The organism is Dehalococcoidia bacterium (assembly GCA_022451965.1).
Classification (GTDB): Bacteria; Chloroflexota; Dehalococcoidia; order Lucifugimonadales; family Lucifugimonadaceae; genus TMED-70.
Genome location: JAKUNJ010000007.1, coordinates 16969 through 35908 on the forward strand (window position 1 = coordinate 16969; position 18940 = coordinate 35908).

General features: G+C 31.4%; 20 protein-coding genes. 9 read left to right on the plus strand and 11 right to left on the minus strand.

The genetic code is table 11. From position 1 onward, the window contains the following. Position 1 precedes the first annotated feature (1 nt). A complete protein-coding gene (locus MK083_04770; protein ID MCH2673766.1) occupies positions 2-1561 on the minus strand; it encodes an acyl-CoA carboxylase subunit beta in 1560 nt (519 codons plus the stop codon). A 104-nt stretch (positions 1562-1665) separates the two neighbouring features. On the opposite strand from MK083_04770, the gene folP reads away from it, so the two are divergent. Together folP and folK are read left to right on the plus strand one after the other, a co-directional pair. Continuing rightward, entirely contained in the window at positions 1666-2493 is an 828-nt protein-coding gene (folP, locus tag MK083_04775) for a dihydropteroate synthase (protein ID MCH2673767.1), read from the plus strand. After that, positions 2490-2966, plus strand: a complete 477-nt coding sequence (gene folK / locus MK083_04780) for a 2-amino-4-hydroxy-6-hydroxymethyldihydropteridine diphosphokinase (GenBank protein ID MCH2673768.1) — start codon at positions 2490-2492, stop codon at positions 2964-2966. The genes folP and folK overlap by 4 nt, the downstream gene beginning before the upstream one ends. Here the strand turns inward: folK and MK083_04785 are convergent. From MK083_04785 to MK083_04795, 3 genes are read right to left on the minus strand one after another with little or no spacing between them, the layout of a single operon-like run. Further along, complete coding sequence (locus MK083_04785; GenBank protein ID MCH2673769.1) at positions 2937-3329, minus strand: hypothetical protein; 393 nt, start codon at positions 3327-3329, stop codon at positions 2937-2939. The two genes, folK and MK083_04785, sit on opposite strands and share 30 nt — an antisense overlap. 4 nt (positions 3330-3333) lie before the next feature. Beyond that, entirely contained in the window at positions 3334-3837 is a 504-nt protein-coding gene (locus MK083_04790; protein MCH2673770.1) for a TlpA family protein disulfide reductase, read from the minus strand. Next, the gene (locus tag MK083_04795) at positions 3815-5263 is read right to left on the minus strand and encodes a glycine--tRNA ligase (protein ID MCH2673771.1); all 1449 of its coding nucleotides are present in this window, start codon (positions 5261-5263) and stop codon (positions 3815-3817) included. The genes MK083_04790 and MK083_04795 overlap by 23 nt, the downstream gene beginning before the upstream one ends. A 168-nt stretch (positions 5264-5431) precedes the next feature. Here MK083_04795 and MK083_04800 point away from each other — a divergent pair, with 168 nt between their 5' ends. Genes MK083_04800 through MK083_04815 form a run of 4 tightly spaced genes read left to right on the plus strand, consistent with a single transcriptional unit; the run spans position 5432 to position 9467 of the window. Beyond that, the gene (locus MK083_04800) at positions 5432-6259 is read left to right on the plus strand and encodes an SDR family oxidoreductase (GenBank protein ID MCH2673772.1); all 828 of its coding nucleotides are present in this window, start codon (positions 5432-5434) and stop codon (positions 6257-6259) included. Positions 6260-6272: 13 nt separating this feature from the next. Next, entirely contained in the window at positions 6273-7847 is a 1575-nt protein-coding gene (locus tag MK083_04805; GenBank protein ID MCH2673773.1) for a GMC family oxidoreductase N-terminal domain-containing protein, read from the plus strand. Position 7848: 1 nt separating this feature from the next. After that, a complete protein-coding gene (locus MK083_04810; protein ID MCH2673774.1) occupies positions 7849-8628 on the plus strand; it encodes a putative hydro-lyase in 780 nt (259 codons plus the stop codon). After that, complete coding sequence (locus MK083_04815; protein ID MCH2673775.1) at positions 8628-9467, plus strand: DUF4392 domain-containing protein; 840 nt, start codon at positions 8628-8630, stop codon at positions 9465-9467. The genes MK083_04810 and MK083_04815 overlap by 1 nt, the downstream gene beginning before the upstream one ends. On the opposite strand, the gene MK083_04820 is transcribed toward MK083_04815, so the two are convergent. The 6 genes from MK083_04820 to MK083_04845 are packed head-to-tail and all read right to left on the minus strand — an operon-like array spanning position 9451 to position 14570. Next, positions 9451-10677, minus strand: coding sequence for an MFS transporter (locus tag MK083_04820; GenBank protein ID MCH2673776.1), 1227 nt, complete (start codon positions 10675-10677; stop codon positions 9451-9453). The genes MK083_04815 and MK083_04820 overlap by 17 nt on opposite strands. A 4-nt stretch (positions 10678-10681) precedes the next feature. Beyond that, positions 10682-11119: a VOC family protein gene (locus MK083_04825; GenBank protein ID MCH2673777.1), complete on the minus strand. Its 438-nt coding sequence runs from the start codon at positions 11117-11119 to the stop codon at positions 10682-10684. A 17-nt stretch (positions 11120-11136) separates the two neighbouring features. Next, a complete protein-coding gene (locus MK083_04830; GenBank protein MCH2673778.1) occupies positions 11137-11595 on the minus strand; it encodes a RidA family protein in 459 nt (152 codons plus the stop codon). Between the two features lie 16 nt (positions 11596-11611). Then, positions 11612-12997: a class II fumarate hydratase gene (locus MK083_04835; GenBank protein MCH2673779.1), complete on the minus strand. Its 1386-nt coding sequence runs from the start codon at positions 12995-12997 to the stop codon at positions 11612-11614. A gap of 15 nt (positions 12998-13012) precedes the next feature. Beyond that, positions 13013-13393, minus strand: coding sequence for a carboxymuconolactone decarboxylase family protein (locus MK083_04840; GenBank protein MCH2673780.1), 381 nt, complete (start codon positions 13391-13393; stop codon positions 13013-13015). Continuing rightward, positions 13380-14570: an MFS transporter gene (locus MK083_04845; protein ID MCH2673781.1), complete on the minus strand. Its 1191-nt coding sequence runs from the start codon at positions 14568-14570 to the stop codon at positions 13380-13382. The genes MK083_04840 and MK083_04845 overlap by 14 nt, the downstream gene beginning before the upstream one ends. Before the next feature lie 76 nt (positions 14571-14646). Between MK083_04845 and MK083_04850 the strand changes: the two genes are divergently transcribed. Beyond that, on the plus strand, positions 14647-15579 hold the full coding sequence (locus tag MK083_04850) for a sugar phosphate isomerase/epimerase (GenBank protein MCH2673782.1): 933 nt from the start codon (positions 14647-14649) through the stop codon (positions 15577-15579). Here MK083_04850 and MK083_04855 read toward each other — a convergent pair. Beyond that, entirely contained in the window at positions 15565-16803 is a 1239-nt protein-coding gene (locus MK083_04855) for an MFS transporter (GenBank protein ID MCH2673783.1), read from the minus strand. The genes MK083_04850 and MK083_04855 overlap by 15 nt on opposite strands. A 119-nt stretch (positions 16804-16922) precedes the next feature. Between MK083_04855 and MK083_04860 the strand changes: the two genes are divergently transcribed. Together MK083_04860 and MK083_04865 are read left to right on the plus strand one after the other, a co-directional pair. Further along, positions 16923-17867, plus strand: a complete 945-nt coding sequence (locus MK083_04860; GenBank protein ID MCH2673784.1) for a peptidyl-alpha-hydroxyglycine alpha-amidating lyase family protein — start codon at positions 16923-16925, stop codon at positions 17865-17867. A gap of 8 nt (positions 17868-17875) precedes the next feature. After that, positions 17876-18805: a peptidyl-alpha-hydroxyglycine alpha-amidating lyase family protein gene (locus tag MK083_04865; GenBank protein ID MCH2673785.1), complete on the plus strand. Its 930-nt coding sequence runs from the start codon at positions 17876-17878 to the stop codon at positions 18803-18805. The last annotated feature ends 135 nt before the right edge of the window (positions 18806-18940 follow it).

Genomic DNA, 18940 nt, shown 5'->3' on the forward strand with positions numbered 1-18940 from the left:
CTTATAAAGGTATATTACCGTGTTTTTTTGGGGGATTCTCTGAATATTTTTTGCTAAAAATTTCTAAAGCATTAGCAATTTTTTTTCTTGAGTCTGCTGGATCTATTACATCATCTATATAACCTCTAGAGGCAGCGATATATGGAGTTGAAAATTTTTCTTTATATTCAGAAATCAATTTTTCTCTAGTTGATTCTGGGTCATCAGACTCTGAAATTTCTTTTCTAGATATTACATTTACAGCACCTTCTGGCCCCATTACAGCAATTTCAGCAGTTGGCCAAGCAAGATTTAGATCAGATCTTAATTCTTTAGAATTCATAACTATATAAGCTCCACCGTAAGCTTTTCTCAGAATAACAGAAATTTTAGGGACTGTTGCTTCTGCGTAAGCATAAATTAATTTTGCTCCATGTCTTATTATTCCTTGATGTTCTTGATTTACACCTGGCATAAATCCTGGAACATCTACTAAGGTAATTATAGGAATATTATACGCATCACAAAATCTGACAAATCTTGCAGCTTTATCAGAAGCATTTATATCTAGCATTCCTGCCATATGCGCAGGCTGATTGGCTACAATCCCAACACTGGAGCCTCTAATTCTTCCAAACCCAATAACAATATTTTGAGCATAGTTAGATTGTATTTCTAAGAAATCTTTATCATCGATTATGTTATCTATAACATCAATAACATTATATGGTTGAGTAGATTTTTCAGGGATTATTGTTCTTAACATTTCACCATTTGGATCACTAGAATTACTTTCAATTTTTTTTGCATTTTCAAGATTATTTTGAGGTAAAAAACTTAAAAGCTTTTTAACTGCATTTATACATTTAGCTTCGTTATCATATACGAAATGAGCTACACCAGATTTAGTCGCATGAGGCACTGATCCTCCTAAGTCTTCATGACTTATTTCTTCGCCAGTTACAGACTTTACAACATCAGGTCCAGTTATATACATTTGACCTATATCTTTTACCATAAAAATAAAATCAGTAATAGCAGGAGAGTAGACTGCTCCACCAGCTGAAGGCCCTACGATTACCGTTATTTGCGGTACAACACCTGAATACATTGTATTTCTAACAAATACCTCTCCATATCCTGCTAAAGAATCAACACCTTCTTGAATCCTTGCTCCCCCAGAGTCATTAAAACCAATGATAGGAGCACCATTTTTTGAAGCCATATCCATGATTTTTGCAATCTTTTTCCCTGCAACCAAAGATAATGAACCTCCCAAAACAGTAAAATCCTGAGCATAAGCAAAAGTTTGTCTGCCGTTTACAAAGCCATATGCTGTAACAACTGAATCTCCATCATAAACACTTTTATCTAATCCTAAATCTTTAGACTGATGCTGAACAAAAATATCAACCTCTTCAAAATCAGAATTGTCAAAAAATAGTGCTAATCTTTCCCGAGCCGTTAGTTTGCCTTTTTTCTTTTGAGATTCTATTCTTCTATCTCCACCACCTTTTTGAGCATTTTCTCTTTTAGAATTGAGTTGCTCAATAAGATTTTTATTTTCATTATTATCAGGCAATTAGTTAACCTTATTATTAATTCATAAATATTATTTTCAGACTTAATAATAAATATGAAATATAATAATTCATAGAACTAAATGCCCAATAAAACAGACTTCTTATGAATAAATTATCCGTAAATACTAAAAGTTTATTAATTATGGGAATAATAAATGCAACTCCTGATTCTTTTTCAGGTGACGGTATATTCAAAAATAAAAAATTCTCTTTAGAAAGAGAATTAGAAAACATGCTTAAACAATCTGTGGATATTATTGATGTAGGAGGTGAATCAACTAGACCTGCTTCAGTTTATGAAAATGTTAAAGAAGTGACTGAAAATGAAGAACTCGATAGAGTTTTACCAATCATTGAATTTATAAAGGAAAATTTTCCTCTTTATATATCTATTGATACAAAAAAACCTTTAGTTGCAAAAGAAGCTATAAAATTAGGCGTTTCTGTAGTAAATGATATTTCTATGCTTGAAGATGAATCGATCTTAGAATCAATCGGTGAAAATAATATATTTTATGTACTAAATCACTTTAGAAAGAATAAAAAACATAAAAATATTATTCCTGAAATTATTGATGACTTATCAAGCAAGATTGATCTTATACTAGAAAAAGGTATCAAAAGAGAATATATAATCTTAGATCCTGGAATTGGATTTGGTAAAAAATTTGATCAATCAAAAGATGCTTTATCAAATGTAGATATTATTAAGAGATCTTTTAATTTGCCAATAATGATTGGCCCATCGAGGAAATCTTTTATCGGATATTATACTGACAAAGAAGTTGATGATAGAATTTTTGGAACTGCTGCTTCAGTTGCATATGGAATCATAAATGGAGCAAATATAATAAGAGTACATGATTACTCTGAAATGAATGATGTAAGAAAAATGATAAATATTTTGGAAGAATCAAGATTTTCATCATGAAATCAAACACTGCTTACTTATCAATAGGTTCTAATCTTGGTAATAGATCTGAAAATATTAAGAAGTGCTTAAGTCATATTTCAGCTATTTCTATCATAAAAGCCACCTCATCAATTATTGAAACAGAACCATTCAAAGTATCTATAAAACAAGATAACTTTCTAAATCTTGTTGTTAAGATTGAATTCCTTAAAGACCATTTTGAGCTCTTGAATGATATAAATTTAATTGAAAGTAAATTAGGTCGAATTCGTTCTTCTGTTAGAAATGAACCTAGAATTATAGATATAGATATTATTTTTTTTAATGATTTGATTTTTTCTAATGATAATTTAGAGATTCCTCATCCTAGATTTAAGGAAAGGCTTTTTGTTCTTCAACCATTAAGTGAAATCTCTCCAAACTTTATAGATCCAATAACTAAAAAAACAATAAAATTCTTATTAGATGAAGCTAAGAATACTAGCAATTAGATAAATAATTATTGATATAAAAAAGGAAGGATTTACTCTAAATTCTTTTATAGAATTTCTACTGACCCAAGTCAGATATAAAAGTAAAAATGTAAGTAATACTTTCGTAAGCAAAAGAGTCATTTGAGTATTTGAATAATTTCCATAAGTCAGTCTATCAAAAGCAATAATCACTCCTGATAGGAAAAGTAAAATACTTGAAACAAGAAGAATAGAGTTATAGTCAGAAATAAAGTCTAATGCATTAATATTTTTGTCTCTATATTTTATAGACTTGATCAGATACAAAAGTGAGCCACCAAGCCAAATTCCCGCAGATACACTATGAATCCAAGCAAAAAATATGTAAGTAATATCATTCAAATTTTTACTCTATTTCAGATATTTTGTTTGATACAATTTGCTCGTCAATAATACCTATCCATCTATTTATTTCATCCCCATTCTTATCAAATAGAATAGTAGTTGGGAAAACATTTATTTGTAGTAAATCTATTATTGCATCAGATTCATCAGCTACAGATTTATAAGAAATATTTTTTTTCTCAAGCATATTTTTACCATCTTCTTTGTTATCAAGTCCCAATACTTGTACTCCTATGACTCCAACAGAATCATATTTTTTATTTATATCATCAAGAATATCTAATTCGTAAATACATGGAGGACAAGAAGGAAACCAGAAATTTATTAATATATTTTTTCCTGAATAATTTTCAATATTAAAATTATTATTGTCAATTGTCGTTTTAGGAAAAACTATTTGACCAATATTAGCTTTTTCAGATTGATTATCGCAACCAATTACTATCACAAATACAATAGAAAGTAATAGAAAAATATTTTTTTTAAAAAGATTTAATTTGATCATTAATAGCTTCTAATAATTTGTCTGAACTCACTCGAATTTGCTCCATAGTATCACGATTTCTTATAGTTACTGAATCATCCTCTTCAACACTTTCAAAATCTATAGTTACACATAGTGGAGTACCTACTTCATCTTGTCTACGATACCTTCTACCAATTGATTGAGTATCGTCATACTGAGTTGTATATAAAGTATTCAATCTATCAAAAATATTTTTACTGTATTCAGAAAGTTTTTCATTCCTTGATAATGGAAGTACAGCTATTTTTATAGGTGCAATCTCAGGATGTAATTTTAATAATGTTCTTGTTTCTTTATCTGTTTCCTCTTCGCAATATGCATCGCATAAGAATGCCAGAACGCTTCTGTCTGCTCCCATCGCAGGTTCTATCACATAGGGTGTAAACCTTTTATTATTTTCCTGATCAAAATAAGATAAATCTTTACCAGATAGTTCTGAGTGAGCCTTAAGATCATAGTCTGTTCTATTTGAAATAGTTTCTAATTCACCCCAGCTCCAAGGAAATAAATAATCTATATCTGAACTAGCTTTAGAATAATGTGGCAATTCTTCACTTTCGTGTTTCCTAATCATTAAGTTTTCTTCTCTAATTCCATATTTTTTAAACCAATCTAATGAGAACTGAATCCAGTAGTCATGCCATTTTTCATCGTCATCAGGGCTGCAGAAAAATTCCATTTCCATTTGCTCGAATTCTCTAGTTCTAAATGTAAAGTTACCAGGGGTAATTTCATTTCTGAAAGACTTTCCTTGTTGAGCAATACCAAAGGGAATTTTTTTTCTTGAAGAATTTAAAACATTTAGAAAATTAACAAACATAGCCTGAGCAGTTTCAGGTCTAAGATAAATTGTAGAAGAAGAATCTTCAACTGGTCCAATAAATGTCTTGAACATGAGATTGAAGTTTTTAGGTTCAGATAATATACCTCCATCTGGGGAAGGATTATCTTTATTTTCTGACTCTGCTAATGGAATTATTGAAATAATTTTATCTTTTACTAATTTTTCTGCTTCTAATTTATCAGAAGCTTCAACGGCTATAATCTTATTTTCTTTTTTTGCTTCTATTTCTAATATAAAAATATGGTCTTCTCTATATCTTTTACCCGTGTTAGAACATTCAACGAGTGGATCAGAGAATGATTCTAGATGACCTGAAGCTTTCCAAACATTTGGATGCATTAATATTGATGCATCAATACCAAAAATATCATCTCTTTCGCTTACAAAAGATTTCCACCAAAGATTCTTAACGTTTCTCTTAATCTCTACTCCAATTGGTCCATAGTCCCAAACAGAAGATAATCCTCCATATATTTCACTAGAAGGAAAAATAATTCCTCTTCTTTTAGCCAAAGAAACAAGTTTTTCTAATTCTTCAAGCTTGTAACTATTTTTACTCAATGATAACTCCTAGTATATATTCTATTAAGATTATCTTAGATTTATAATTTTTTTTATTAGTTTTTTTAACGCATTTAGTAAAACCTATTGAAATAAAGCAAACTTATTTGATATTAAGTACTACTCTGCATATACTTCTAATAAATAAAATTCATATCGAGGCAAGTAATGAGTTCTCAAGATCTATCTGGAAAAATTGCAATGATTACAGGTGCAGGAAGTGGCATTGGTGCTGGGATTGCAAATGTGTTATTTGAAAGAGGTGCAACACTCGCTCTTTGTGATTTATTTGGAGATTCTGTTTCAAAAACAGCTGAATCTTTATCTGATGACATTCTTCATGATTCTGTTGATGTAACAATCCCCGAAGATATTGAAAGTTTTAGAGATAAAATTTTAGATAAGCATGGAACTATAGATATTTTAGTGTCTAATGCAGGAGTTATAGGAGGAAAAGGATTTTCTAAAAGGAAAAATTATTCTAAAGATGATTGGGATAGTACTTACGATGTTAATGTAATCGGTATGGTCAATAGTGCAGATGCAGTTGTAGATCATATGAAAATTCAAGAATATGGAAAAATTATTAATATTGCTTCTCATGGAGGTAGAAAACCCAGAGGATTAGGAGATATTCATAGAGGTAACGTTCAAACTCCATATTTAGTATCAAAAGCTGCTGTTATTCAATATACGCATTTATTAGCCATTGAATTAGGTTCATATAATATAAATGTAAATGCAGTTTGCCCAGGTGTGATTTGGACACCAATTTGGGAAGCAATAGCAATTAACCATATAGAGCAAAATCCAAACTTAAAAAATAAAACCCCTAAAGAAGTTTTTGATGAGTTTGCAGTTAAAGCTAGAACTCCGTTAGGTAGAGAGCAAACTCCTGAAGATATAGGTAAAACTGTTGCATTTTTTGCTTCTGAAGAATCTTCTGAGATAACAGGGCAAGCTCTGAATGTAAATGGTGGAGCTACATTAAACTAAAAGAGGAATTTATTTGAATAAATATTATGACTATATAATTATTGGAGCAGGTTCATCTGGTGCAGTTTTAGCTTCAAGATTATCTGAAAATCCTAATAATAAAATCTTACTTATTGAAGCAGGGAATACATTTGAGAGAATTGATCAAATTCCAGGAGTTTTGCTCAACGGTATGTCAACTGGAGCTGATTGGACAGGTAATTTAGCTATAGGTACTGAATTTGATTGGCAATATAAAGCTGTTTCTAATCCAGAATTTAAAGATATGGGAGTACCAAGAGGAAGAGTAGCTGGAGGAACTAGTTCTATAAATGGTCAAGTTTTCTTGAGAGCAATACCTGAAGATTTTGAGAACTGGAAGAATGGAGGTTTAGAAGATTGGTCTTATGAGCAATGCCTAAAATACTTTATCAAACAAGAAAATGATCTAGATTTTCAAAATGAATATCATGGAAATAATGGGCCAATTCCAGTCAAAAGGCATAGTTTAGACTCATTATTAGTCGATCAAATGAGCTTCTATAATACTGTAAAGGAAATGGGATACAAAGCAACTGAAGATCATAATTTACCATACTCTGAAGGAGTTGGCCCAATGCCATTAAATAATTCAAATGGCATTAGGTGGAGTACAGGTATTTGTTATTTACTACCAGCTCTTGAAAGAGAAAATTTAGATGTTTTATCTAATAAAATATGTAAAAAAATATTGATTGAAAATGGTAAACAAATTGGATTACAACTTTATGATGATGAGGTTTTTGAAGGTAATGAAATAATTATTTCAACTGGTGCTGTTGAAAGTCCAAAGCTATTAATGCTTTCAGGTATAGGTAATAAATCAGAATTTGAAAATTATAATATAAAGCATTTACATCAGCTGAAGGGAGTTGGACAGAATTTGAGAGATCACCCAGCTGTTGAATTAAGGTGGAATGCTGATGATTTATTAAATAATGATCTTAGTGATGTTGGTGCTCAGAAAGTGGGATTAAGATATACATCTTCAAAATCTAAAGATAGGCTTGATATGGTGTCAGTTATGAGATTCCAACCTAAAGAAATGAATCCAGACAGTTTACATTTTGAAAAAACTGATTTTGGTAATACCAGAGTAGCAATTACTACAGGCATTTTTTTAGCTAAAAGTTCAGGAAATTTATCCTTAAATAAGCAAGATCACAACAAATATCCAAAAATAAATTATAACTACTTAAGTAATGAATATGATATGGAAAGGCTTATTGAAGGTGTTAAGCTCAATTTTGAAATTGCAAGAAATAGTAACTTTGATTCTTTTAGAAAAGAATTAATTGCTCCATTACCTGAGGCATTTGAAAACGATAAGTTATTAAGAAAATGGATTTTATCTAAAGTTCATACTATGCATCATATTTCAGGTACTTGTAAAATGGGAAGTATTAACGATGAATTTTCTGTTGTTGATAAATATGCAAAGGTAATCGGAATTGAAGGATTGAGAATAGCTGATTGTTCAATAATGCCAGATTGTGTAAGAGCAAATACTAATGCCACAGCTATTATGATTGGTGAAAAAATTTCTGATCATATAAAAAATGGAGATTAATATGAAAAAATTATCTGCAATTCAAGTTAGAAATAAAGCCAGAAATGGAGAGAACTTTACTACTTCAGGTTTAGCTGAAGGTTTTGTACAAACAAATGTAGTAATAATTCCAAAAGAAGATGCTTTTGATTTTATGCTTTATTGTCAAAGAAATCCTAAACCCTGTCCGATAATAGAAGTTTTGGATCCAGGAAATTATGAATCTTCATTTGCACTTCAATCAGATATTAGAAAAGATATCCCAGAGTATAAATTATTTAATCATGGAAAGTATTCAAAAACATTAACTGATATAACAAAAATTTGGAGAGATGACTTCGTTACTTTTTTGCTTGGTTGTTCTTTTACATTTGAAAATGAGTTGATAAAGAATGGGCTTGAGCTTCCATATTTTAAACAAGGAAAAAATGTACCTATGTTTATTACTTCTATAGATACAGAAAAATCTGGAAAATTTTCAGGTAAAATGGTTGTTACTCAAAGATGGATTCCAAGGGATAAACTTGTTAGATCTATACAGATAACTAGCAGATTCCCTAATCAACATGGAACACCAATTCAGATAGGTAACTCTTCAGAAATAGGTATAAATGATCCGACTAAACCAGATTTTGGAGATCCTTGGATACCTCAAAATGATGAATTGATTCCAGTTTATTGGGCTTGCGGAGTAACTCCTCAAATAGCAATAAAAGAAGCAAAATTAGAAATAATGATAACTCACTCTCCTGGCAAAATGTTCTTGACAGACCTCAAAGATGAAGATATGGCTGTAATCTAATGAGCTATTCTGAAATTGAAAAAATAATTCTTCATGATGATACGAGAGGAATGTCAGATTTATATCAAAAAATTGGAAAAGGATTTATTGAAAGATCAACTAAATTAATTCTAGAAAAAAAGGGAGTTATTATTATAACTACAGGTTTCTATATACTTTCAGCAAATGCACCTGAAACTGATGGTCCCCCTGGGGCTGTTGCTCTTGGGAAATCATTAGAGAAATTAGGCTATGATGTATTTTATGTAACAGATAAATATTCTTATAATATTCTTTCAGGATTGTTGGGGGAGGGGAATATAATTGAATTTCCTATAACATCTCATATTGAATCCAGTACTTTTGCAAATAAATTAATTCGAGACTATGATCCTAAGTCATTGATTTCAATTGAAAGAGCAGGATTATCCAATGATGGTAAGTATAGGAATTTTAAAGGAGAAGATTTCTCTAAATATAATGCCAAAATAGATTATTTATTTGAGCAACATCCTAGAACTGTTGGAATCCTAGACGGTGGAAATGAGATAGGAAGTGGAAATTATATTGAGGAAATAATAAAACTAGGAAATATAATTGACTATCCTTCAATTATTACTGCTACAGAAAGTATAATTTCTAGCACTTCAAATTGGGGAGCATTTGGTTTGATTGCAGGTCTATCAATTCATGAGAATATAAATTTATTACCAAGCGTGGATGAAGGTAAAAGGCTTATAGAGAAAACATATAATTTGGGAGCCGTAGAGGGCTTAACAGGAGAATCTAAGCCTTATGTAGATGGAAGATCTCTTGAAGAAGATATGATATGTTTGAAAAAGCTTAATTCTCTGTTTTAGAATTATTTTTTTCTAAAGTTTCCTTAACAAAGAATCTCAAAAAAATGATTCCTGTTATAGCAATAATGCCACTAGAAAAACTAGCTGTTGCTAATGAGTAAGAATTTGCTATTATTCCCATAACTGTTGGACCTGCAGCACCTCCACCATCTGAAATAAGTCTCCATATACCTAAAAATCCTCCTCTATTATTGGGTGGTGATAAGTCTGATCCGATTGTTAATACTAATCCACTTGAAATACCATTACCAATTCCTGACATTATTGCAGATAATATAAGTGTAGAGTATGAGGTAAGAAACATTAATGGGTTGTCAACTGTACCTATTAGTACTAAAGAAAAGCCTAGAATTATAAATGCTGGTATTCCAGTATATCTCCTTCCAAATTTGTCCATTATAAAACCTGCGATTGGGAACATCAAAGAGTCAACAGCAAAACTTAATGTTGTTATGTATCCAATTTCATCTTTACGTAAACCTATATTATCCCCCCATAAGGGTATCACTATTTCTCTACTTGCTCTCAAAAATTGTAAAGCCACAGCAGCCATTCCTGCGGTGAGATAAGCGTTTCTATTATCAATGAAAGTATTTCTTAAATCTATCAGATAGCCTTCATTTGACTTTTTATCATTAAATTCTAAATTTCTTGATGTAGTTGTGATTAGTATTAGAGTTAATCCTGCAATAAATGCCTGAAAGAAAAAGGGTGCTCTTATAGAGACAAATTGTGCTAATATTCCTCCGATCAATGGTCCAATTATTGTAGCTATTCTGCCTAATCCTCCAAATAAAGATAAAGCTTTACCTCTATTTTCATTAGGAATAACTGAAGCTATATAAGCATGTCTTGAAATTGACCAAAGGGCGAAACTTGCGCCTGCCAATAATCTAGAAAAAAGGAGTAAAGAAAAATTTCCACTTAATCCTGCAAAAATAGCACTTATTCCAAATAATACTACTCCAGCAACCATTGTTCTATTAAGACCAAATCTTCCTACTAATAAACCTGCTGGAACATCAAATCCCATTGTCCCAAAATGTCTAGCAGCAATAAGAAATCCTATCAATAAATCTCCAGATTGAAAAGTATCTCTTGCAAATATAGGAAGAACAGGAATAAGTAATCCCTGGCCCATAGAAAGTAAAAAACTTGGAGCATAAACACTCCAAATTATAGATTTAATTGAAAAATTATCTTTCTTCAAAATACTAAGGGTTTTTAGTATAACCCCAAGCGTCTACGATTCTATCAGAATGCTTGATATTATTATGAGTTGCAAATTCTATTGTATTACCATCTATATCTTGGATATATATTGCCCTTTGACCATCATGTCTTATTTGGGGACCATTTGTAATTTGATATTCAGATTTTTTTAGTATTTCTACGGTTTCATCAAAATTTTCTACTTCAAATGCAACATGGAAAGGTACTAATTTGTTTCCGGGACCATCAGGTGGTTCAATAAGATGTACCATTGTTCCATCAGATATCTTTGACCAAATGACATGTTTTTCATCAACCATCGATGGGATGATAGTCAATCCAAGAAAGTCTCTATATAAACTAAAAGATTTCTTTCTATTATTAATTGGGATTGCAACATGATTAATTTTTTTTATTTTTATCTTTCGCGAATCTTTCATTTTATCCCTCAAAAAAATTAACTTACTTCAACTATTATCTCAATTTCTACAGCCATATTATTTGGTAGAGAACCCATTCCAACAGCAGACCTAGCATGTCTTCCTTTATCTCCAAAAACTTCTACAAAAAAATCTGAGCAACCATTAATTACTTTAGGGTGATCCGTAAAATCAGAAGTTGAATTAACCATCCCAAAAACTTTAACTATTTTTTTTACTTTATCTAAAGAACCTAAGTAAGATTTCATAGCAGAGACTAAATTAATAGCTGTATTTCTTGCAAGTTCATAAGCTTCTTCTGCTGTAATATCTGATCCTACTTTCCCTGAGATGAAATCACCGGATTCATTTCTTGGCCCTTGCCCAGATAAATAAATTAGATTACCAGTTTGTTGAACAGGAATATAATTAGCTACAGGACTAGGTGGTGTTTTTAATTCTATTCCTAATTCTTTAAGTTTTTCTTCTATTGTCATAATTATTCTCCTTATATTATTTTGGTTCAGTCATACTAAGTGGTTCTAAAATTTCATCAATCTCTTCGGAGTTTAATTCTGTTTCCTCTAGTGTGACTTCCTTTATAGTTTTTCCTGTTTCAGATGCTATATGAGCAATATTTGCAGCTTTATCATATCCTAATCTAGGAGCTAATGCAGTACAAATTGCTAACCCTTGGTTTACCATATTAGGACCTTTTTCAGTTGCTACAAGTCCTTCTATGCATTGTTTAGAGAAATTTTTACTTCCGTTAGAAAGGATTTCAATAGATTCAAGAAGATTGTGCGCAGCGATTGGCATCATAACATTTAGTTCAAAATTCCCACTTTGACCAGCTATACTTACAGTTTGATCATTTCCCATTACTTGAGCGCATATCATTGTTACAGATTCTGCTATAACAGGATTAACTTTTCCTGGCATAATTGAAGATCCAGGTTGAACCTCAGGTAGATTAATTTCACCAATTCCAGCTCTAGGACCTGATCCTAACCATCTGATATCATTTGAGATTTTCATTAAGCTTACAGCAAAGCTTCTCACGCAACCAGAAGCATACACAATGCCGTCTATTGTAGATTGAGATTGAAAATGATTTTCTGTCTCACTGAATTTTATATTTGTTTTTTTACTTATTTTGGCTATTACTGAGCCACAAAACTCAGGATTCATTCCTATACCTGTTCCTACAGCTGTTCCTCCTAAAGCTAGTACAGACAATTCACTTAATGCGGACTCGACTTTCTTAATTGAATTATTTAGTTGACCATAATAACCCTTAAATTCCTGGCCCAATCTAATTGGAGTTGCATCTTGTAAATGAGTTCTACCTGTTTTAACTATATCCCAAAATTCTTTGGATTTTTTTTCTAGAGATTTTCTTAATATTTCCATCGAAGGTATTAGATTATCTTTTATAGAAATTGCAGCAGCAATATGAATAGCAGTAGGAATAACATCATTAGATGATTGCCCTTTATTTACATGATCATTTGGATGAACAGGTTCTCTAGAGCCAATTTTTCCTCCAAGTTTATTAATAGCTAGATTAGAAATGACTTCATTTACATTCATATTTGTGGATGTTCCTGAGCCAGTTTGGAAAATGTCTACGATAAAGCTTTCATCATGTAAACCATCAATTACTTCTTGGGCAGATTTAATAATTGAATCTGCGATATTTTGGTCTAATAGATTAAGTTCTAAATTAGTTTCAGCAGCTGATTGTTTAATCAAGCCTAAGGCTTTAATAAAAGACCTTCCAAATTTCAAATCTGAAATAGGAAAATTTAACTGTGCTCTCCTAGTATTAGCTCCATATAAAGCATTAGATGGAACTTCTAGCTCTCCCATGGAATCTTTTTCTAATCTCATATTCATAAAACTTCTCCATTTTTAGTGACGTTTGTCATATTCTTCAAATGTTTTTGCAGCAGCTGCTAGTGAATTAACCGCAGTTGGGTATCCTCCATAAAAAAGCATTTGAGTTATTAATTCTACAATTTCTTCTTTACTCCAACCATAGTTTAAGGCCCCTGTAATATGACCAGGTAATTGATTAGGTTTGTCTAAAACTATTAATGCTGCAATTGTACAAAGTGATCGAATTTTTGCATCTAATTTAGGACGTTGGTATATATGCCCAAAAAGGGTCGCGTTTATTAGATCAAAAGCTTCTTCCGTACTTTTAGCTACTTCAGGAGTTCCTGGATCACCATCATAGTACCATTCTCTCCATTCTTTAGCTTTTTCTAATAATTCATCATAACTTTTCATTTTTTTTGCCTCCATGTAATTTAGTTTTATATGGCTTATATATTCCTATAATAAGCGCTAATAAAGTTATTAATGTAGATAACCAAAATATAGCATTAATTCCAAATGAATTTACTATTAAACCTGATAAAGCTGGGCCTAAAAACATTCCTATAGCATAGTAAGCTTGATATGCACCCATTGCCAAGCCTCTTGAAGTTTCTTCAAAGCTTATAAGGATTAGAGTTATAGTAACAGTATAAAGAATACCTCTTCCAAAACCTGAAATAAATTGTAAAGTTGCAATCAAGGATAAATTTTCAACGTAAGAAGTAAATATTAAGCTGATGATCATGCATATAGAACCTAAAATAATAGTTTTTCTAGTTCCAATTTTATTGATAAACCAAGCTGATAAACTCATCCCACATATTCCAGCAAGTTGAGATAATGTAGTTATATCACCTATATTTGTTTTCGTTCCTCCCAGATTCTCAATTATGATTGGCAAAAATCCAAAATTTACGCCAAATGTAACAAAATGAAAGCCAATTGCTATTATTGAAATTCTTATAAGGATAGTACTTCCTAATATTTCATAAAAATTATAATTCTTCTTATCATTTTTTTTCTTATTTTCTTTAGATGCAAAAAATACTATCATTCCTAAAATACTTACAAATAGTGAAGCAATAAAAGGAGTAGTATCTCCAAAATAATCTGCGAGTCTTCCGCTAATCAAAGTTGAAATAGTTATTGCTATTCCGTTAATACCCATCATAAATGAACTTGCGTAATGCATTAGATTATTTTGAAATTGAGAAGCAAATAATAAACTTATAGCTACCCACCCTGCACCTGCTACTCCAGTTACTGATCTTGCTAGAAATAATTGAATAGGATCTGATGCTAGTGTTAATCCTAATGAACCTAAAGCTGAGCATAGCATTGTAATAATTGCAAAAGGTTTAGTTCCCCATTTATCTACTGCTATTCCCAATGGAATTCTTAGTATCATTTGTCCAATAGCGTATGCTGCAACTATATAACCAATCATTGTTGCTGAAGCGCCAAGATCCTTTGAGTAATTCGGAAGTATGGGAACATATAAATAAAGAGATACCCAAAAGAAGAAAGTTCCAATAACAACATAGATTATTGAAGGGTTCCTTAAGATTTCTTTAATTAACTGAGACAAGATATGATATATTTTTTGTTATAAATCAAAATTACTTATTATTTGTGGTTAACTCCACATCAAAAAGGGGACTTATATGAAGTTTTGTTATGCCAATAGAAGAATGACATTGTATCCAAATTCCGTAGATCCTTGGGATTTAGATCCAATCGATTATACTAATCAATTTCTATCTAAAGTAAAGGAAATGGGTTTTGATGCCCTTGAAATTTCTACTGAAACTTTAGATAGAACTGGTGGTAGTGAAGAAAAAATATCTGAATTCAAAAAAAGAATTAATGGATTTGGTCTTGATATAGGTTCAATTAGAAGTGGCGGCACTCTTACTGAAGCAAAAAATGCTCCTGAAAATATAAGAAAAATGAAAAAATCAATAGAATATGCTAAATGGGCAGGAGCAGAAGTTGTTAATGGTGCAATCAGTGCACCAGTTAGATATCCTGGTAATCCTGAAGGAAGTCTTCCAGCATCAGGTAGTGGTTGGTCAAAATCACAAGACTCTTCAAAGGATGCTAATTTATGGGTGTATGAACATCTAGCTAAAGTCTATCAAGATGCTTGTGATAAAGCTTCAGATGGAAACTTAAATATTTCTGTTGAAATACATCAAAATTCACCAGTTGATAATTCTTGGTCAGCAGTTTATTTGTATGATTTAGTCTCAAGGAAAAATTTTGGAATAAATCCTGACTTAGGTAATGTTCTATGGAATTATGATCAACCTGAAGAAACCTTTGAAAATTGTATAGATAATGTTGCTTCAATCTCAAATTATTGGCATTGTAAAAATTTACAAACTGTATACCATCCAGAGAATGAGAGATCTGTTTTTATAAGAGTTCCTTTACCAGATGGTGAAATTGATTATAGATATGCTATGACATCATTAACTAATGCAGGATATGAAGGTTATATGGCTATAGAAGGAACTCAAAATGGTGATCAGTTCTACAAGGATTATCAAAGCATAAGTTATGCTAAAAACGTTATCAAATCATTGGATATTTAGATTATTGGGCCCCTTACCAAATTTTGATAGCCAAACTAAAATAATAGAAAAAATAAATAAAATAGAAATACCCAAAAAAGCATTTCTATAAGAACCTGTTTGGTCGTGAACTAATCCAGCAATTAATGGAGAAACTGCCATCGGTACAGAAGTGAGAAATTGATTAATTCCCATTAATGATCCTAGGTTTTTCATACCAAACTGTTCAACAATTATTAATGGTATTAATGCACCGAATGCTCCAAATCCAAGTCCATAAATAAAACATCCAATCCATAGTAGTGTTTCGTTAGAATCTATGCATAAAACCATTATTCCAATAGTTTGAAAAAACATACTCAAAATAAGAGTTTTTCTTGCTGAAAAAACTTCACTAGCCCTTCCAAAAATAATTTTTCCAATTACGCCCATTACAGCAATCATCATTAAGCAACTTGTTGCAAAATTTGTTCTCATTCCCTCGTCTTCTAAAAATTGAGTTAATTGAGTTAATATTCCTTGATACGTCAATACTCCAAGCATAAGAGAAATATTTATTGTCCAAAATCTGAATGAATAAAGCGCTTCTCTAATTTCAAAACCTAACTTGGATTGTTCTTTTACGTAAGAAATAGAATCTAAGTCTCTACTAGATCTTATAGATTCAGATTCTACTAGATCTAAAGATTCAGATACTATAAAGTATGAAAAAATTCCAAGAAATAACATTATTATCCCAAAAACAATAAAAGCTAATTCCCAGTTTGAAAAAGCAATTATTGAAGCAGCTAGGGCCGGCATAGTGAATCCTCCAAAATTATTTCCTGATGTAACTGCTCCCATTACTCTTCCTCTAGTTTTGGGAAACCAAAGAGACACCATCTTACCTGAAGTAATATGAGTAGCTCCTGGAAATCCAGCATAAATAAGCCCACTATAAAAATACCATTGCCATAAATGAGTTATTGTAGGCCTTAATAGGAAACCAAAACTTATAAGTATCAATGAAATAAATAACACTGTTTTTATTCCATATTTATCAGCCATTTTGCCTAAAATAGGACCAGTTATACCTGATACAAAAGCTAAAGATAATGCTCCGTTTAATTGAGTTTTAGTCCAACCAAATTCATTTTGAAGAGGAGTGGCAAATTGTCCAAATGCGTATTGAGCCATTCCAATAGATAAACCCGTTGAAAGAAAGGCAATTATAGCAATTGGATAGCCTCTGTAGGGTAATTTCATATTGAAGCCTTAGGAAATACTTATATTAAAAAACAAATTTGTTTCATCTTATAGCTTCACTAAAGTAAATCAAACATCTAATATGAATGAAAACCAATTTTATTATTTAAGGGAAGCTTATGACTACAACTAAAATTATCTATGAGCCTGTTCAGAACTGGGCAAAATTACCCATGGGAATATCTTTTTATGGAGATTGTGGTGGTGTTGCAGTAGACTCAAAAGATAATGTATATGTATTCAATAGAGGAACTGATCCAATATGTGTTTTTGACCAAAATGGAAATTTTTTGAGGTCTTTTGGTCATGGAGACTTTGATCGACCACATGGTATAGAAATTGATTCTGAAGATAATATTTACTTAGTTGATGATGGCCCTGGAAATTTTGTTCAAAAGAGAAAAAATAATGGTGATATTATTTTTACAGTAGGTGAAAGAGGTACAGAAGCACCTTGGCAAGGAGGAGAAATGTTTAATAGACCTACTGATATTGCTATTCATCCTTCGACAGGGGAATTATTTGTTTCGGATGGCTATGGTAACTCTAGAATTCATAAACTTACACCTGACGGAAAACATATACTGAGTTGGGGAGTTCCAGGAACTGGAGATGGACAATTTTCTCTTCCTCATAATATTTCCATGATAGGTGATGATAAAGTAATTGTTGCTGATAGAGAAAATTTTAGGTTACAAATATTTGACTTAAATGGAAATTATCTCGATCAATGGCACCTTCATCATCCAATGTCAGTCACTGAAGGAAAAAATGGAGATAAAAATCTCTACATAGGTGAAATGGGACCACCAGATGTTCAAAAGGGAGTTCCTGGATTAGGGAATAGAATAGTAGTTCTTAGTCCTGAAGGTGAAAAGATCAGTGATTTTGGAGATGGATTACCTGGACAAAATATAGATCAGTTTGTTGCGCCTCATGGCGTTACTACAGATTCTAAAGGAGATGTTTATGTTGGAGAAGTAGCATGGACCTGGTGGGGATCTAAACAAGATCCAAAGCCATTAGGAGAGTTGAACTCTTTAAGAAAATGGACAAGGAAATAGAGGAATAAATGATAGATAATAATACAAAATTTTCACCTGTAGCATTTTGGGCAAAACTACCTCATCCAATGAGATTTCATGAAGCTACAAGTGTGGCAACAGATTCAAATGATAATGTTTATGTTTATAATAGAGGCTTATTTCCTCTAATTATTTTTGATAAAGAAGGAAATTATATAAATCATTGGGGTCAGGGTGAATTTGATAGACCTCATGGAATAAGAATTGATGAAAATGATGACCTTTTTTTAATTGATGATATTGGACATATAGTCCAAAAGAGATCTAAGGAAGGTAGAATTATATTCACAATCGGAGAAAGAGGAAAAGCCGCAGAATGGCAAGGTGGAGACTATTTTAATAGACCAACTGACGTTGCAATTGATAGACAAACAGGAAATATATTTGTTTCTGACGGTTATGGGAATTCTAGAATCCATAAGTTTGATAGTTTAGGGAAACATATCTTAAGTTGGGGTAAACCAGGATCAGAAGATGGAGAATTTTCACTTCCTCACAATATAAGTATTTTTGATAAAGATAAGATAGCACTTTGTGATAGAGAAAATTTCAGAGTTCAAATTTTTGATTTTAATGGTAATTATCTTGATCAATGGCATTTTCATAGACCAATTGCTATTTATTCTGATCAGTACTCAAAAGAAGTATATATTGCTGAAGCCGGTGCTCCTGATGTGCAAGCAGGAGTTCCAAATTTAGGATTAAGAGTAGTCATTGTGAATGAAAATGGCGATATGATTTCATCTTTTGGGAAAGGAACATTAGGAGAGGAACCTGATCAATTAATAGCTCCTCATGGAATTGCAGTTGATACTCAAGGCTCAGTTTACATTGCAGAGGTTTCTTTTACTGCTTTTGGTTCAAATCAAGATCCTCAAAGAGAAGTTGTTTCTTTAAAAAAATGGGAAAGAAGTTAGTTATATTCTTAAGATATGGTTATTTTAAGTTTGAATAAGATAAGATAATTCCCTGATTTAATTAGATAACAATTTTATTACTCAAATATACATAACAAGTAACTATTAGAAAGTTATAAAATTATAAGAAAAATA

Coding starts and splice junctions, on each gene's coding strand:
- folP (MCH2673767.1), top strand. CDS start 1,666: ATGAATAAATTATCCGTAAATACTAAAAGTTTATTAATTATGGGAATA.
- folK (MCH2673768.1), top strand. CDS start 2,490: ATGAAATCAAACACTGCTTACTTATCAATAGGTTCTAATCTTGGTAAT.
- MK083_04790 (MCH2673770.1), bottom strand. CDS start 3,837: ATGATCAAATTAAATCTTTTTAAAAAAAATATTTTTCTATTACTTTCT.
- MK083_04800 (MCH2673772.1), top strand. CDS start 5,432: ATGAGTTCTCAAGATCTATCTGGAAAAATTGCAATGATTACAGGTGCA.
- MK083_04810 (MCH2673774.1), top strand. CDS start 7,849: ATGAAAAAATTATCTGCAATTCAAGTTAGAAATAAAGCCAGAAATGGA.
- MK083_04815 (MCH2673775.1), top strand. CDS start 8,628: ATGAGCTATTCTGAAATTGAAAAAATAATTCTTCATGATGATACGAGA.
- MK083_04825 (MCH2673777.1), bottom strand. CDS start 11,119: ATGAAAGATTCGCGAAAGATAAAAATAAAAAAAATTAATCATGTTGCA.
- MK083_04830 (MCH2673778.1), bottom strand. CDS start 11,595: ATGACAATAGAAGAAAAACTTAAAGAATTAGGAATAGAATTAAAAACA.
- MK083_04835 (MCH2673779.1), bottom strand. CDS start 12,997: ATGAATATGAGATTAGAAAAAGATTCCATGGGAGAGCTAGAAGTTCCA.
- MK083_04840 (MCH2673780.1), bottom strand. CDS start 13,393: ATGAAAAGTTATGATGAATTATTAGAAAAAGCTAAAGAATGGAGAGAA.
- MK083_04850 (MCH2673782.1), top strand. CDS start 14,647: ATGAAGTTTTGTTATGCCAATAGAAGAATGACATTGTATCCAAATTCC.
- MK083_04855 (MCH2673783.1), bottom strand. CDS start 16,803: ATGAAATTACCCTACAGAGGCTATCCAATTGCTATAATTGCCTTTCTT.
- MK083_04860 (MCH2673784.1), top strand. CDS start 16,923: ATGACTACAACTAAAATTATCTATGAGCCTGTTCAGAACTGGGCAAAA.
- MK083_04865 (MCH2673785.1), top strand. CDS start 17,876: ATGATAGATAATAATACAAAATTTTCACCTGTAGCATTTTGGGCAAAA.